The organism is Gracilibacillus halophilus YIM-C55.5, assembly GCF_000359605.1.
In the GTDB taxonomy this organism is placed as follows: domain Bacteria; phylum Bacillota; class Bacilli; order Bacillales; family Amphibacillaceae; genus Gracilibacillus; species Gracilibacillus halophilus.
In genome coordinates, this window is the sequence record NZ_APML01000010.1 from 19,852 (window position 1) to 34,735 (window position 14,884).

At 38.6% G+C, this 14,884-nt stretch carries 18 protein-coding genes, 1 pseudogene and 1 other annotated feature; all 19 genes and pseudogenes read left to right on the plus strand.

Going from position 1 to position 14,884, the window contains the following annotated elements; genetic code table 11:
• Positions 1 to 96 precede the first annotated feature (96 nt).
• The gene (locus J416_RS02630) at positions 97 to 1,050 is read left to right on the plus strand and encodes an SPOR domain-containing protein (protein WP_003464236.1); all 954 of its coding nucleotides are present in this window, start codon (positions 97 to 99) and stop codon (positions 1,048 to 1,050) included.
• A 196-nt stretch (positions 1,051 to 1,246) separates the two neighbouring features.
• The gene (gene radC / locus J416_RS02635) at positions 1,247 to 1,807 is read left to right on the plus strand and encodes a RadC family protein (RefSeq protein WP_003464239.1); all 561 of its coding nucleotides are present in this window, start codon (positions 1,247 to 1,249) and stop codon (positions 1,805 to 1,807) included.
• A 450-nt stretch (positions 1,808 to 2,257) separates the two neighbouring features.
• The gene (locus J416_RS02640) at positions 2,258 to 2,662 is read left to right on the plus strand and encodes a group II intron reverse transcriptase/maturase (RefSeq protein ID WP_003464241.1); all 405 of its coding nucleotides are present in this window, start codon (positions 2,258 to 2,260) and stop codon (positions 2,660 to 2,662) included.
• Positions 2,663 to 2,757: 95 nt separating this feature from the next.
• A pseudogene (locus tag J416_RS15275) lies at positions 2,758 to 2,904 on the plus strand (JAB domain-containing protein); the annotation flags it as partial.
• A 200-nt stretch (positions 2,905 to 3,104) separates the two neighbouring features.
• On the plus strand, positions 3,105 to 4,139 hold the full coding sequence (locus J416_RS02645) for a rod shape-determining protein (protein WP_003464243.1): 1,035 nt from the start codon (positions 3,105 to 3,107) through the stop codon (positions 4,137 to 4,139).
• An 18-nt stretch (positions 4,140 to 4,157) separates the two neighbouring features.
• A complete protein-coding gene (gene mreC, locus J416_RS02650) occupies positions 4,158 to 5,033 on the plus strand; it encodes a rod shape-determining protein MreC (protein ID WP_003464246.1) in 876 nt (291 codons plus the stop codon).
• Positions 5,030 to 5,572, plus strand: a complete 543-nt coding sequence (gene mreD, locus J416_RS02655; RefSeq protein WP_003464249.1) for a rod shape-determining protein MreD — start codon at positions 5,030 to 5,032, stop codon at positions 5,570 to 5,572. The genes mreC and mreD overlap by 4 nt, the downstream gene beginning before the upstream one ends.
• Before the next feature lie 52 nt (positions 5,573 to 5,624).
• The gene (minC, locus tag J416_RS02660; protein WP_003464251.1) at positions 5,625 to 6,305 is read left to right on the plus strand and encodes a septum site-determining protein MinC; all 681 of its coding nucleotides are present in this window, start codon (positions 5,625 to 5,627) and stop codon (positions 6,303 to 6,305) included.
• A complete protein-coding gene (minD, locus tag J416_RS02665) occupies positions 6,298 to 7,092 on the plus strand; it encodes a septum site-determining protein MinD (protein ID WP_003464254.1) in 795 nt (264 codons plus the stop codon). Before minC ends, minD begins: the two co-directional genes overlap by 8 nt.
• Positions 7,093 to 7,201: 109 nt before the next feature.
• Positions 7,202 to 7,984, plus strand: coding sequence for a M23 family metallopeptidase (locus J416_RS02670; protein ID WP_003464256.1), 783 nt, complete (start codon positions 7,202 to 7,204; stop codon positions 7,982 to 7,984).
• On the plus strand, positions 7,968 to 8,825 hold the full coding sequence (locus J416_RS02675) for a site-2 protease family protein (protein WP_003464258.1): 858 nt from the start codon (positions 7,968 to 7,970) through the stop codon (positions 8,823 to 8,825). Before J416_RS02670 ends, J416_RS02675 begins: the two co-directional genes overlap by 17 nt.
• Positions 8,826 to 8,839: 14 nt before the next feature.
• Positions 8,840 to 10,279 carry a ribonuclease E/G gene (locus J416_RS02680; protein WP_003464259.1) on the plus strand — a complete coding sequence of 480 codons (1,440 nt, stop codon included), beginning with the start codon at positions 8,840 to 8,842 and terminating at the stop codon, positions 10,277 to 10,279.
• Positions 10,280 to 10,314: 35 nt separating this feature from the next.
• Positions 10,315 to 10,389, plus strand: a sequence feature (ribosomal protein L21 leader region).
• Between the two features lie 13 nt (positions 10,390 to 10,402).
• Entirely contained in the window at positions 10,403 to 10,711 is a 309-nt protein-coding gene (gene rplU / locus J416_RS02685) for a 50S ribosomal protein L21 (protein ID WP_003464261.1), read from the plus strand.
• A gap of 12 nt (positions 10,712 to 10,723) precedes the next feature.
• Positions 10,724 to 11,056 carry a ribosomal-processing cysteine protease Prp gene (locus J416_RS02690; RefSeq protein ID WP_003464263.1) on the plus strand — a complete coding sequence of 111 codons (333 nt, stop codon included), beginning with the start codon at positions 10,724 to 10,726 and terminating at the stop codon, positions 11,054 to 11,056.
• Positions 11,057 to 11,071: 15 nt separating this feature from the next.
• Positions 11,072 to 11,353, plus strand: coding sequence for a 50S ribosomal protein L27 (gene rpmA / locus J416_RS02695; RefSeq protein ID WP_003464265.1), 282 nt, complete (start codon positions 11,072 to 11,074; stop codon positions 11,351 to 11,353).
• 121 nt (positions 11,354 to 11,474) lie between these two features.
• Positions 11,475 to 11,990 (plus strand): Spo0B domain-containing protein, encoded by a 516-nt coding sequence (locus tag J416_RS14965; RefSeq protein ID WP_003464268.1) that lies wholly within the window; start codon positions 11,475 to 11,477, stop codon positions 11,988 to 11,990.
• Positions 11,991 to 12,008: 18 nt separating this feature from the next.
• Positions 12,009 to 13,289 carry a GTPase ObgE gene (obgE, locus tag J416_RS02705; protein ID WP_003464271.1) on the plus strand — a complete coding sequence of 427 codons (1,281 nt, stop codon included), beginning with the start codon at positions 12,009 to 12,011 and terminating at the stop codon, positions 13,287 to 13,289.
• A 51-nt stretch (positions 13,290 to 13,340) separates the two neighbouring features.
• Entirely contained in the window at positions 13,341 to 13,793 is a 453-nt protein-coding gene (locus J416_RS02710) for an ACT domain-containing protein (RefSeq protein WP_003464274.1), read from the plus strand.
• 17 nt (positions 13,794 to 13,810) lie between these two features.
• Positions 13,811 to 14,692, plus strand: coding sequence for a prephenate dehydratase (gene pheA / locus J416_RS02715; protein WP_003464277.1), 882 nt, complete (start codon positions 13,811 to 13,813; stop codon positions 14,690 to 14,692).
• Positions 14,693 to 14,884: the final 192 nt, after the last annotated feature.

Sequence of the window (14,884 nt, forward strand, 5' to 3'; positions counted from 1 at the left end):
AGGAAACTTTTTATGATGGTTTTGACAAAACTCGTCTTACATTTTACAAGCAGTATGATAGGCTGATAGACAAATAATAGAAGTGAGGGATGATCTGTGAAACATAAACGAGATATATCCGTTCATATAAACCATCAAAAGAAAGAACCTTCTTATACCAATCAAGATAAAGAACACGATTCGGTCCATTCTTATTTGGAAAAAATAAATGAGGCGCAATATCAAAAGCGAACAGACATGTCTGACAGTCAGGAAGATCATGTTTATCGGAGAGATTACCTCACTGAAACCTCTCAAGAAACCAACATATTTCCTCGGAAGAAGATGAATCGATGGAAAGATTATAAGTCGTATATATTATCAGCGGTGGCAGCTGTTATCATTGGTTCATTGTTTGGCTTATTTATGTTGAAAATTTTTGTTGATATGGATCCTGAAGAAGTAGCATTTCAAGACGACCAACGCGTAAATGCAACTGGCGATCCTGAGGAAGAATCGAATCGCGCATCTTCTAATCAATCATCTGACTCGAAGACGACAGCATTTGAATTTGATTCTTCTCAAGCTTATGTAGTACAAGCAGGCGTATTTAGTTCAAATGAATCAGCAAACAAATATGTTACCAAGTTAGAAGATAAAGGGTCGCAAGCGATGGTCTGGGAAAAAGAAGGTACATTTCATGTCTTTATTGGTGTGCATGATTCAGTGGATGCATCCAAACAATTTGCTCGTCAAGCATTTCAATTAGATCAAGACATTTATCCTGCTAAAGAATGGCGAACAGAAGCGTTTACCATAAATATGACCGCAGCAGAAAAAGAATGGTTCGATCCATTACCTGAATTAATAAATCAAACGATAGCTGGGACTGTTTCAGTAGACGAATGGAACAATTGGTTACAGCAACAACCAGATCAGTCCGAAACCATATCACCTCTGATTGAGAAAGTAGAAGCCATCATACCACTAGCTCGTGAGGATAAATCTTCACAAGAACTACAAGTCGCATTGTTAGAATTATGGTATACAATGGTTGGATTAAAAGCATAGTTAGATTCGTTATGTTGAGCGTGGAAAGGTAGATAAATCGATCATTCTGTGTATGAAAATGGATAATTTAGAATAACTTGATGTCAAATATAGCGCTTTTTTGATTTTGCCGAAATGACATGTTCTTTGTACAATCAAAGCAATCAAATGAGTGAAAGAAACTGATTTGAAATTTGTACAAAGGAGATGATTTTGTGTGGATAAACTCACATTAACAATGAAGGAGGTACCAAAACAAGATCGGCCAAGAGAGCGGTTGTTGGAATATGGACCAAACGTACTCTCAAATCAAGAGATTATGGCTATACTACTAGGTTCAGGAACACGTAAAGAAAATGTTCATCAATTAGCAGAGCGCGTGCTGCAACATTTTGAAGGAGTAGGTCTATTGCGCGAAGTCACCATAGAAGAATTGATGGAGATTAACGGTATTGGCATGGCTAAAGGGGTACAATTGTTAGCAGCGATTGAATTAGGCAAACGCATTCATCAATATCGTGAGAAAGATCGTGTGATCATAAGAAGTCCAGAAGATGGAGCAAATTACGTGATGGAAGAGATGAGAACATTGAAACAAGAGCATTTTGTGGCTATTTTCCTAGACACGAAAAATCACGTCATTCATCGGCAAACGGTTTTTATCGGTTCATTAAACGCCTCTATTGTCCACCCTCGTGAAATCTATCGAGAGGCTGTTAAAAGAGCGGCAGCCTCCATTATATGTGTCCACAATCATCCCTCTGGAGTGCGCCTATGAAACGATTCATTTTAGCGATTTCTTTAGAAATTTAGAATTCCTTACCGTGTTCTATGGTCAGCATCTCACCTGGTAAGGGAAACCGAGCCAGGGACAAAAGCATGATGTGAAAAAGGGAAAGAAGATACAATTGGTAGTCTCGTTTCTCAGACCAAGTGATGTATGGTAAAGGCTAAACTGCTTGAACCCTAGACGAAGGAGCGCTGGATGAGCCATCGAAAATGATGAGAACAATATAGAACGCGCATCTCCAGGGCATGTTCTATGGTAAGGATTGTTCTACCGTCCGATCAACAGGAAACCGTCGAACGGGGTACCTAACCATCACGTATCTAAATTGTTTCGTTAGTAGGGATTGCCTACGTACATTTACTGTATATGGTAACGGAGTCTTCATAGTACTCAACGTTTGCTTGTAATGAGTTTAGCATGGGAAAGGGAGACAGGTTGATGACATATAATATGGATAAAAGAAGTAGGAGCACCCATTCAAAACGTCTGGTCAGAACCATTGTTCAAAAATATGGATACGGAGAATTTGATCGTTTTGTCAGTCGACATCGCCCCCATTTGATTCATTATGCTGAGGCGTCTATCATTACCATCTTTAATCATGAACTCACTGATATTATGTCAAACTATCAACATATGTTAAATAAAAGCTATTTACAAAAAATATTTTATTTAGCGCAACGGAGTTTGATTAAAACTATCGCCCATAAACGAAGAATATCTGCAAAAAAAGTGACAAAACGAATAAAAGGCAATCCTGAGAGAAAAATAATTGTTACACAACTGGATCAGAACGGTATAGAAAAAGAGTATGCCCTTCTTACAATACGAGATTTTTATTAACATCAGCTGGCGAGCCGTATACGCTGAAAGGTGTACGTACGGTTCTGAGGGAGAAGCATGAAACCTATTTGTTTAAATAAGGCGCATGCCTTCTATCCTACGATCCTTCACCATCACAAGAAGATATTCATGTAACAAAACGCATTTCTGAATCGGGAAAGATCATTGGCATAGATTTATTAGATCATCTCGTCATCGGTGATCAAAAATATGTGTCATTAAAAGAAAAAGGTTATTTGTAGTACTATCCATTTGGAGAAAAATTCAGTATAATAGAAGTAATCGAATGATAAGCGCCATTTGCAAAATATTTGTGATGGCGCTTCTTTCTCATAGTGATGTATACCTAATTTCTACAATATTACTTGATTGTAGCCTTAATAAAGCATAAAATATGGTAGGAATCCTTTGAAAAAACTTGAGAGGAAGAAGACAGTTGGGAATGTTTACACTATCGCAAGATTTAGGTATTGATTTAGGTACTGCGAATACACTTGTTTTTATAAAGGGAAAAGGAATCATTGTACGTGAACCATCAGTGGTTGCCGTTAATAAAACGACTGGTGATATTGAAGCGGTTGGCAGTGACGCTAGGAATATGATCGGAAGAACCCCAGGTAATATTTCGGTTGTTCGTCCGATGAAAGACGGTGTCATCGCGGATTATGATACAACGGCAGCGATGATGAAACATTATATTAAATTAGCACAAAAAAATCGCTCGTCATTTGCTAAGAAACCAAACGTCATGGTTTGTGTACCATCAGGTATCACGATGGTTGAAGAACGAGCGGTCATTGATGCATCAAAACAAGCTGGTGCAAGAGAAGCCTATCCAGTACCAGAGCCATTTGCTGCTGCTATTGGTGCAGGCTTACCAGTATGGGAACCAACAGGAAGCATGATCGTGGATATTGGTGGTGGTACGACAGAAGTAGCCGTCATATCTCTAGGAGGAATTGTAACGAGTCAATCGATTCGGATAGCTGGTGATGATATGGATGATGATATTATTCAATACATCAAAAAGAGATATAATTTAATGATCGGAGAACGCTCAGCTGAATCAATCAAATTTGGAATTGGGGCCGCAAAAACCAATGAGAAGATCGAAGGTATGGATATACGAGGAAGAGATTTATTAACAGGATTGCCAAAAACGATCACCGTAACAGCTTCTGAGATTGCTTTGTCATTGAAGGATACCATCGAACAAATTGTAGATGCTGTAAAAAACACATTAGAACAAACGCCACCAGAACTTGCAGCAGATATTATGGATCGTGGAATTGTCCTATCTGGTGGTGGTGCCCTGTTAAAGGATTTGGATAAAGTGATCAGTGATGAAACAAAAATGCCTGTATTCGTTGCAGATGAACCATTAGATAGTGTCGCAATAGGTACAGGGAAAGCATTGGAATATATCGATCATTTTCGATCCAATCCCAATGTTTCTACGAAAAGTGTACTTGATTAAGTAGGGGTAATGATACGGATGTTTCAAAAGAAAAAATTATTTATGATATTAATTAGTCTCATTATTTTAGTTGGACTAATTGGTTTTTCAGTAAGAGAAAGAACGAACGTAACGATGGTGGAAAAATTCATTCATGATTCAGTAGGCTGGATTCAAGAGATTGTGAATATGCCAGTTTCAGCTGTCATGACATTTTCGGAGAATATTCAAGATATCCGAAATGTGTATGAAGAGAATCAGCGTTTAAAATCGAATTTAGAAAATTTGCGCCAGTTGGAGTATAAAAATCAGGAACTTTCACAAGAGATGGAAGAATTAGAAGCTATTTTAGACAAGTCTGAAACGGATTTCTTGCAAAATTTCGATGCAATTCAGGCTTCTGTTATTGCGAGAAGTAAGGAACAATGGTTTCAACAAATCACCATCAATAAAGGAACTGATGATGGTATTCAAAAGAATATGGCTGTTATTACAGGTCAAGGAATGATAGGTAAAGTACAAACGACTTCACCGTTTAGCTCCACGGTGTTATTGTTAAATGGTTTTGATAATTCTAATCGTATATCCGTTAATGTTGATCAAGGAGATAGTAATCAAGATATGAGTGGCTTTATTCTTGGTTACAATGAAGAACGAGAATTGTTAGAATTGGAATTAAACGAAAATGACCAACAAGTAGAAGCTGGTCACATGGTATTTTCTTCAGGTTTAGGCGGTATGTTCCCTAAGGGATTAGAAATTGGAGAAATTCAAGAAGTGAGTGAAGACCAATACGACTTGGCTCAAGTTGCGCTTGTTGAACCATCTGCTGATCTGGAAGACGTGCAACATGTAATGGTCATTGATCGAGCAGCAGACACTGTGAATACAACGACAGAGGAGGAAGAGGAATGAATCGCTGGATATCTTTCATCTTACCTTTCCTTTGTCTGCTCTTGATTGTACTTGAGGGATCAATGAGTATGATATTTCAACAAACCCAGTTATGGGACGACGCATTTGTCATTTCACACTGGGTGCTATTATTTTTAGTTTATATAGCGGTGTTTTTTGACCAAGAACATACATATTATGCACTAGCTTTTGCCGTTATTTTCGGCACCATTGTTGATATCGTTTATACAGAAGTAATTGGTGTTTATTTATTCGCATATACGGCAGTGATTTATGTAATAAAAGGGTTTATGCGTTGGTTTCATCAAAACTTTTATGTAGCGATGATTTTGTCATTTTTTAGTATTGTCGTTGCTGATCTATCGATTTATTTTTTATATAAATTATTACAAGTCCATCAAGAAAGTTGGGAGATATATTGGCAATCAAGGCTAATTCCAACCATTGTTTGGAATATGTTATCTAGCATTTTGTTTTATCTATTGTTTGCTAAAAGGCTCTCCAACTGGTCATATATCAAATTCGAAAAATCCGATTAAAATTCAATGTGATTGAAATCATAGTGTTTGTCATGGTAAGGGGTTGAAATTTTTGACGAAGCAGTTCGTAACAATCAAAGGAACGAGAGATGGTCTGACTTTAATACTTGATGATACTTGTGCCTTTGAAGACTTATTAGGTGAATTGGAACGGGTATTAACAGCAAATGATATTGAAGGTGACGAACCAATGGTCACTGTCACTGTTAAAATAGGGAATCGATATGTCACACAAAAGCAAGAAGATCAATTACGCGAGACGATTCGCAAACAGAAGAAATTAGTCGTCGAAGAAATCACTTCGAATGTAATTTTAAAGGAAAAAGCGTTACAATGGAAAGAAGAGAGTGAAGTCCGCCTACATCAAAAAATTGTCCGGTCTGGGCAAGTGTTAGAAGTAACAGGGGATCTTCTATTAGTCGGTGATGTAAACCCAGGTGGAAAAGTAGTCGCCTCGGGCAACATTTTTGTGATGGGGAATCTACGTGGAATTGCTCATGCAGGTGTGAAAGGGAATAAAGATACAATCATTGCTGCGTCACTAATGGCTCCTAGTCAATTACGGATTGCTGAGGTTATTAGTCGCTCACCTGACCATGATACTGAAGGTGTACCAATGGAGTGCGGATACATTGACACCTCGAAAGACCAAATTGTAATGGATCAACTTGCTAGACTTGCAAAAACTCGATCAATTATGAATGCATTTGAAAGGAGAGTTTCTCATGGGTGAAGCAATCGTTATTACTTCCGGAAAAGGTGGCGTCGGAAAGACAACGACTGCTGCGAATTTAGGTACTTCGCTGGCACTGTTGGATAAGAAAGTTTGTTTAATTGATACAGACATTGGCTTACGAAACTTAGATGTTGTCTTAGGCTTAGAAAACCGCATTATTTATGACATTGTTGATGTGATCCAAGAGAAATGTAAATTGCAACAAGCTTTAATTAAAGATAAGCGATTTGATTGTTTATATCTATTACCAGCGGCGCAAACGAGCGACAAAACAGCTTTAACCGCTGAGGGAATGAAACAGATGATTGATGAACTAAAACAAGACTATGATTACATACTTATTGATTGTCCCGCTGGCATTGAACAAGGCTATCAAAATGCGGTTGCTGGAGCAGATAAAGCAATTGTCGTTACAACGCCAGAGAAATCGAGTGTTCGTGATGCTGACCGTATTATCGGATTATTAGAGCAAGAAGAGATTGAACCACCTCACTTAGTGATTAATCGTATACGTAATCATATGATGGAAAATGGTGATATGTTAGCGATAGATGATATTGTCCAAATTTTATCGATCGAATTATTAGGAATTGTCGCTGATGATGATGAAGTCATTAAAGCGTCGAATCATGGTGAACCGATTGCTTTTCAACCAAACACTCGTGCATCGATCGCTTATCGTAACATTGCTAGACGCATTTTGGGAGAATCCGTCCCATTAATGAATCTAGAGCAGAAAGAAGGGTTCTTTGATAAAGTAAAAAAGGCACTCGGATTTCGGTAACAGGCGCCAATCGTAAGCGTCTGTTCACATACCGATAGATTTCTTCTATCATATTTGTACAAGTTGGATCATAGACTGGTACAAATACGGATGAAGGATAGTGAGCGCTATGAAAAAAAATCTATCTGAAATACGAAATAACATCGCAAAAAGAAAAAAACAAAAGCATAAATTTACAACTGCAAAAGCTCCCAAGATCCCTCATGATGATTCGTTATTTCATAAGGTACCAGTGGAAGATGAAGAAAGACATGGACATGTTCCCACCATGCCAAGCTGGCAACGGCGTCAACAAGACACACCACTATTACGTTCCTTTTTAATGAAAAGTATCATAGCGACAGCTTTATTTTTTGGCAGTGTCGTTACATTATCTTCAAATCATCAATGGTTACAACAACCGAAACAATGGACAAGCCAAGCATTGACGGAGGAGTTTCCTTTCGCTACTGTGAATGCATGGTATCAAGCGAAATTTGGTGCTCCTTTTGCTGTGTCTTCAAATCAAAATGTCCAAAATAGTGATCAAGTGCAAGCATTACCTGTTAATGGACAAATACGTCAAACCTTTGGTGAAAATGGCAGAGGTGTTCGCATTTCAACACAAGAAGAATCAGACGTTATTGCCATTAAAGCAGGAACGGTATTATTTGCAGGGAATGACCGCGAAACGGGTAAAACGGTCATCGTACAGCATCAAGATCGAAGTAAATCGGTCTATGGACATTTAACGGATATTCAAGTTCATTCCTATCAATCGATACGAGCGAATCAAACGATCGGAACGTTTGCCCCAGATGAAGAAGCAGAAGAGACAATGTACTTTGCAATTGAGAAAAACCAACAATTTATTGATCCGATTCGGGTGATGCAAGTTGACGATCAATCGTAGGTTCATTCCACCCATCGCAATGCATCCAATTTTATTATTCTTCCTATTTCTTGCGTTTATTACCGGGATGTTTGTTGAATTTCTCATTATTTTTCTTATTGTCTTGATTCATGAATGCGGTCATTACTTTTGCGCCCAGTATTTCCGTTGGCGAATTCGGCGCATTTTTTTATGGATTTTTGGTGGTGTAATGGAAACGGACGAATACGGAACTAGACCCATGAAGGAAGAATTTTTAGTAACAATCGCAGGTCCCGCGACACATCTATTCATCTTTATGATTGCATGGTTTATCCAACAATATGATATTCTCCCAGAACAAACCATCATGATGATTTATCAATACAACACCGTCATTTTATGTGGAAACCTGTTGCCAATATGGCCATTAGATGGAGCACGACTGATTCAACTTGGTTGTGATCTATTTTTATCTCATTACCGTGCACATGTTGTTACGATTTGTACTTCATTTATCGTTATCACTGCCTGTTTACTCATTGTGTATCAAATCGGTGCGATGTCTTTCAGTTTATTATTGCTTATGATTTTTTTATTTTGGGAAAATCGCTTAGAATGGAAAAGAAGATACTATAAATGGTGGCGTTTTTTGTGGAGTCGTCATTGTCAACATCATGTACCATCACGTGTGAAAACAATACAAGTAGAGCCATCGATGCGACTGCTCGATATATTTTATCACTTTCGCCGTCATTCTCGTTATGTGATCAGTTACCATGATCCACAAGTGTATCAGTCCTATCAATTATCGGAAGCAGATTGTTTAGATGCCTTTTTTGAGCAAAAACGCTACCGTGAATCAATCCGTGAAATCGCATAAGGAATGAGGATAACATGTCAGAAATCCATTTATATATGAAACCGAGTGAACGTATTGGTGTTTATTTAGAAAATCATATAGCCAAAGATATCTTTATTGATCGTCAAACAGAGACAGTCCAAATCGATCAAATTTATATAGGAAAAGTCCGTAATGTAGACCAAAGTATTCAAGCAGCTTTTATTGATATTGGTGATAACCAACCAGGGTTCTTACCATTAAAAGAGTACCCATTTGCCGAACAAGATCCATTATCTGATGGCAAAACAATGATTGTCCAGGTCGTCAAAGCTCCTTATCAACAAAAGGGTGCTAAGCTAACAGCTAATATTACCATCTCAAGTAGCGGTCTTGTCTATATGCCATATGGTCATTATGTTGCCTTCTCTCATAAAATTGCTGAATCGGACAAAGAGAGATTACAAGTATTCATAAAGAATCAGTTACAGAAACAAGAAGGCGTCATTTTACGTACAAATAGTGTGACGTTATCGGAAGACGAGTTACAAGCACAGTTACAAACTGCTAGAGAACGTATGAATGCCATCATCCAACTGGCTAAAGAACACAAACCACCATTTTGTCTAGAGAAAACATCAATCGTCCCTAACCAATTGGTCAATCGCTACATAAGTTATCCGATCCAACGTGTCGTTGTCGATCATCCGCTAGCGATGAAACGATTAAAGCAGGAACAGCCATCACTTGCAAACTGTATCGAAACAGCCTATCCTATGCCACTTATTGAAGGGAAAACGATCGATCAACTACTGGATAAGCTCATGCAGCCTGTCATTCACACACATTCAGGAATAACAGTAACGATTCAAGCGACAGAAGCATTAACTGTCATTGATATCGATAGTCATCGTTTTAAAGGTAAGACGAACAAACAAGAAACAATAAAACAGATTAATCGAGAAGCAGTAGAGGTGTGTATCAATGAAATTCGCAGACGTAATATTGCTGGTATGATTGTGATCGACTTTTTAAAAATGAAACGAAAAGCTGATCAAGAGCTGTTGCTTCAACAACTACGACAATTCAGTAAACAGGATCCCGTACGAACAGAAGTTTATGGCATGACAAAGCTTGGCCTTGTGGAAATGACGCGAAAACGAGAAGGGCCAAGTGTAACGGAACTTCTAACCGACACCGGTGTGGTTCCGAGTCAGAATCGTAGCTTGCAATCGATGAGTTTTCAGTTAGAAAGAGAATTGATTGCCTTGCATCATACAAATGCAGAAGCGGTTTTAATAAAAGTTCATCCGACAATAAAGTACATTTTTCAAAGAGAAGTGGTACCCAATATGACGACAACATTCACTTTACATGTTTATATGATCGAAGACCAGCAAGAAACCAGTTATCAAATGGTAAGGACAGGCAGTATGGAGTTGATTGATGAGTATCGTCCAGTTGATCCTAAAGCTAGCATTGACAAGGTAATCTAAGCTATGGTATGATCGATTCGTTGTAAATGTAGCACCCGTTGCTACAACCGCTCAGAACAGGTTATTAAGACTTTTGATAGAGCACCTGTATGGCGAGTCTGAGTTTAAGAGGAGGTGCAAAGAATGTACGCAATTATCGAATCTGGTGGTAAGCAAGTTAAGGTTGAAGAAGGACAATCAATCTTTGTTGAGAAATTAGATGCTGAAAATGGTGAGTCGATTACGCTTGATAAAGTACTTGCTGTTGGTGGTGAAGAAGCGAAATTTGGTGCTCCATATGTAGATGGCGCTTCTGTAACTGCTAAGGTAGAAAAGCAAGGACGTCATAAGAAAATCGATGTGTTTAAGTACAAGCCAAAGAAAAACTATTCTCGTAAACAAGGTCATCGTCAACCATATACAAAGCTTACGATTGAAAAAATTAATGCATAAGGTTTTGTTCCGATGATCCAAGTATTAATCGAACGAAAAAATCATGATATTACAGCGTATACAGTTAAAGGTCATGCTGATAGTGGACCGTATGGACACGATCTAGTGTGTGCTGCAGTCTCAGCTATTACATTCGGTGCTGCCAATGCTGTAAGTGAACTATGTGAAATTGATTTATACGTTGACCAAGCTGGTGATGAAGGCGGATATTTACACATTGCCATTCCAAGTCAAGTGGATGAAGCTATTTTGAAGAAAGCAGCATGGCTACTTGAAGGAATGCTTGTGTCATTACAATCCGTGGAATCGGAATATGGTCAATTTCTATCTATAGCTGAACAATAAAAGGAGGTGCACCCCATGCTACGTCTAGATTTACAATTTTTCGCACAGAAAAAGGGTGTAGGTAGTACGAAAAACGGTCGTGATTCGATCTCGAAACGTTTAGGAGCTAAACGTGCAGACGGTCAATTCGTAACTGGTGGATCAATCCTTTACCGTCAACGTGGTACAAAGATTTATCCAGGTGAAAACGTTGGCCGCGGAGGAGACGACACACTTTTTGCTAAAACAGACGGTGTTGTTCGTTTTGAACGCCAAGGCCGTAACCGTAAAAAAGTAAGTGTATATCCTGCATCATAAAGTAGGAAAAAGCTCTAATCTTTTAAAGATTAGAGCTTTTTTTACACATTAGAAAAATGATAAGATGAATCAGTCTTTTTTCTATGCTATAATTTGTTTATTGTGTGGGGGAGGGTAGGATATGAACGAAGAAGAAATCGTAGAAATTATTCGTCATTATCGTCATGATTGGTTAAATGAGTTGCAGTTGATTATGGGATATGCCCAAATGGGGAAGCTAGAACGTGTACAAGAGAAAACGCAAGATATATTAGCCATGACGAATCATGAACGTGCTCTCGATCAATTAGGACTGCCCAAAACGTTGATAACGATATTACAACAGCAATGGCGTACCGATGAGATTTCTTTAACCTATCAAGTCAATCGCGAACAGCAGAACGTGGAGGCTTCAGATGAGCAAGTTGAAAAACATCTCTCTCAATTGTTACAACAGTTACGTCAAATGGCTACTACAACAAATCCAATGAATGTGGAGCTTATGTTAAACGCAGATACAGATCAATTGGTGATTCAAGCAGTGATTTCACCAAGTCAAGCGTATAATAAGCAAGAAATCAAATATATTCAAAATCTTTCGTTTATTCAAAAGATCACTACGGAAGATTCGGTCATACATATTGAATGGATAGAATAAGAAAGAAGGTGAGGCAACATGTTTGTCGATCAGGTGAAAGTATACGTCAAAGCAGGAGATGGCGGAGATGGCTTAGTCGCATTTCGCCGAGAGATTTATGTACCTATGGGTGGTCCTGCAGGTGGTGACGGCGGAAACGGTGGCGACATCATCTTTGAAGTAGACGAAGGGCTAAATACACTAATGGACTTCCGTTATCAAAAACATTTTAAAGCCAAACGCGGTGAAAATGGTATGAGTAAAGGGATGCACGGGAAAAATGCTGATCCACTTATTTTACCCGTACCACAGGGAACGACGGTGAAAGATGCACATACGGGTGAAGTGATCGCTGATTTACTTGAACATAAGCAACAGGGAACAGTTGTTAAAGGTGGACGAGGCGGTAGAGGGAATATCCGCTTTGCATCGGCTAAAAATCCTGCACCAGAATTATCGGAGAAAGGTGAGCCTGGCGAAGAAAAAGACATTCAAATTGAATTGAAATTGATTGCTGACGTCGGTTTAGTCGGTTTTCCAAGTGTCGGAAAATCAACGTTTCTATCGGTTGTAAGTGCGGCAAAACCGAAAATCGCTGATTATCATTTTACGACGCTATCTCCCAATTTAGGAGTGGTTGACACCGCTGATCAACGTAGCTTTGTCATCGCAGATCTACCTGGATTGATTGAAGGTGCTCATGAAGGTGTCGGTTTAGGGGATCAATTTTTACGACATGTGGAACGGACAAGGGTTATTTTACATGTCGTCGATATAGCTTCAACCGAGGGAAGAGACCCATATGAAGATTTTGTTACGATTAATCGAGAACTAGAGCAATATGATGCTTCGTTACTTGAACGTCCACAAATCATCATTGCGAATAAAATCGATGTCCCAGGTGCCGAAGAGATGTTAGAATTATTCCGCGAACAAGTTGGGGACAAGTATCCGATTTTTCCAGTTTCAACGGTGACCAAACAAGGCATTCGCGATGTTTTATTCGAAGTCGCTAATCAATTAGAACAAATACCAAAGAATTACCAACCGATCGAACAAACAGAAGAACGTGTCGTATATCGTTATGAGAAAGAAGAGCAACCTTTTTCCATTACGAGAGATTCAGATGGAGCTTATGTTCTTTACGGAGAAAAAATTGAAAAACTGTTCAAAATGACAGATTTTACTCGTGATGAATCTATCCAACGGTTTGCTCGTCAGTTACGCGGTATGGGCGTTGACGATGCATTAAGAAAACGTGGAGCAGAAGACGGTGACACAGTACGATTACTTGATTATGAGTTCGAATTTATGGAATAATAGTACGTATGGGAACGAGTCGGCCTGGTGACGATAAAGGGGAATAAACGAATGATGGAAAGAAATGAAAAGTTTTATTTAGTTCGCGATGATTTCTTGCCAGAAGGCATGAAGAAAACATTACAAGCGAAAAAACTACTGGAAGATCGAAATGTCGATTCCATTCATGAAGCTGTCAAACAGGTCGGGGTTTCTCGAAGTGTATTTTATAAATATCGCGATGCAGTTTTTCCGTTTCAGCATATGGTAAAAGAACAGATGATTACATTGTTTTTTCATTTGGAAGATCGGCCTGGTGCCTTATCACAATTATTATCGTTAGTAGCTGATGCAGGTTGTAATATATTAACCATTCATCAGACGATCCCCATTCAAGGAAAAGCAAATGTAACGTTATCACTTCATACAACGGGTGTCACTACGGAAATTGATCAATTAATCTATGATTTAAAACAATATGAATTTGTTCGTCAAGTCGAAATTTTAAGTTCAGGTGTTTCTTGAATAGGAGGAGCAATAGGATGACAGGCACTATCGGATATTTGGGACCAAAAGGAACCTTTACAAAAATTGCAGTGGACTCAATGTTTAATGGAGAAAAGAAAAAAAGTTATCAAACCATTCCAGAATGTATTGATGCGGTATCTAATCAGGAAGTGAAATATGCCGTGTTACCTTTGGAAAATGCGATTGAAGGCACGGTAAATATTACGTTAGACTATTTAATTCAAACAAAAAATATTAAGATCGTAAGTGAAGTCATTGTGCCGATTCGCCAACATTTTATGGTACATCCATCGAATGTAAAAACATGGGAAGCAGTCGAAGGTGTTTATTCTCATTCACATGCAATCGCGCAATGTCATTCGTTTTTACGTCAAAAGTTCCCTAGCTTAGATAGTCATTCGATGAAATCTACTGGGGCAGCAGCTGAATATGTAAGTCAACATCCGGAACGAAATATCGCAGCCATTGCTAATCACTTAGCAGCCAAAGAGTATGATCTATCGATCGTTGAGAAAGACATCCATGACTTTGATAATAATCATACGCGTTTTGTCGTATTGCATCATAATGAAACTTCACTGTCCTCTACCCAGTTAGAAGAGCGGGGACAAAAGACAACGTTGACGATATCTTTACCATCCGATCGACCGGGGGCACTCCATCAAGTGTTATCAGCTTTTGCATGGAGACACTTAAACTTATCTAAAATTGAGTCGAGACCAATGAAAACAGGATTAGGGCATTATTATTTTCTTATCGATATTGAACAGAAAATGGATGATGTATTAATTCCAAATGCGATCGCCGAACTTGAATCACTCGGCTGTACAGTAGATGTACTGGGTAGCTATCCGTATTATTTATATAATGGAAATGGTGTAACGCTTGCGGTTTAATCCCCAAGCGTTTTTTCTTCAACCTGAATTCGTGACATAACAAAAAATGAATATAATTGCCTAATATTCATAAAAATGCATTTAGTTTTTCGAATAAAAGATGGAATCTTTCGATTTTCGCTTCAGACGGGCGCTTGCCGCGGGCACGACCTCAACTTCCCGAAACTCACAGGTTTCGTTTCGGGTGATTTT

Excerpts from the sequence above, each read along its gene's own strand:
- J416_RS02640 (WP_003464241.1), top strand. The coding sequence starts at position 2,258 with ATGACATATAATATGGATAAAAGAAGTAGGAGCACCCATTCAAAACGT.
- J416_RS02645 (WP_003464243.1), top strand. The coding sequence starts at position 3,105 with ATGTTTACACTATCGCAAGATTTAGGTATTGATTTAGGTACTGCGAAT.
- mreC (WP_003464246.1), top strand. The coding sequence starts at position 4,158 with ATGTTTCAAAAGAAAAAATTATTTATGATATTAATTAGTCTCATTATT.
- mreD (WP_003464249.1), top strand. The coding sequence starts at position 5,030 with ATGAATCGCTGGATATCTTTCATCTTACCTTTCCTTTGTCTGCTCTTG.
- minD (WP_003464254.1), top strand. The coding sequence starts at position 6,298 with ATGGGTGAAGCAATCGTTATTACTTCCGGAAAAGGTGGCGTCGGAAAG.
- J416_RS02670 (WP_003464256.1), top strand. The coding sequence starts at position 7,202 with ATGAAAAAAAATCTATCTGAAATACGAAATAACATCGCAAAAAGAAAA.
- J416_RS02680 (WP_003464259.1), top strand. The coding sequence starts at position 8,840 with ATGTCAGAAATCCATTTATATATGAAACCGAGTGAACGTATTGGTGTT.
- rplU (WP_003464261.1), top strand. The coding sequence starts at position 10,403 with ATGTACGCAATTATCGAATCTGGTGGTAAGCAAGTTAAGGTTGAAGAA.
- J416_RS02690 (WP_003464263.1), top strand. The coding sequence starts at position 10,724 with ATGATCCAAGTATTAATCGAACGAAAAAATCATGATATTACAGCGTAT.
- rpmA (WP_003464265.1), top strand. The coding sequence starts at position 11,072 with ATGCTACGTCTAGATTTACAATTTTTCGCACAGAAAAAGGGTGTAGGT.
- J416_RS14965 (WP_003464268.1), top strand. The coding sequence starts at position 11,475 with ATGAACGAAGAAGAAATCGTAGAAATTATTCGTCATTATCGTCATGAT.
- obgE (WP_003464271.1), top strand. The coding sequence starts at position 12,009 with ATGTTTGTCGATCAGGTGAAAGTATACGTCAAAGCAGGAGATGGCGGA.
- J416_RS02710 (WP_003464274.1), top strand. The coding sequence starts at position 13,341 with ATGATGGAAAGAAATGAAAAGTTTTATTTAGTTCGCGATGATTTCTTG.
- pheA (WP_003464277.1), top strand. The coding sequence starts at position 13,811 with ATGACAGGCACTATCGGATATTTGGGACCAAAAGGAACCTTTACAAAA.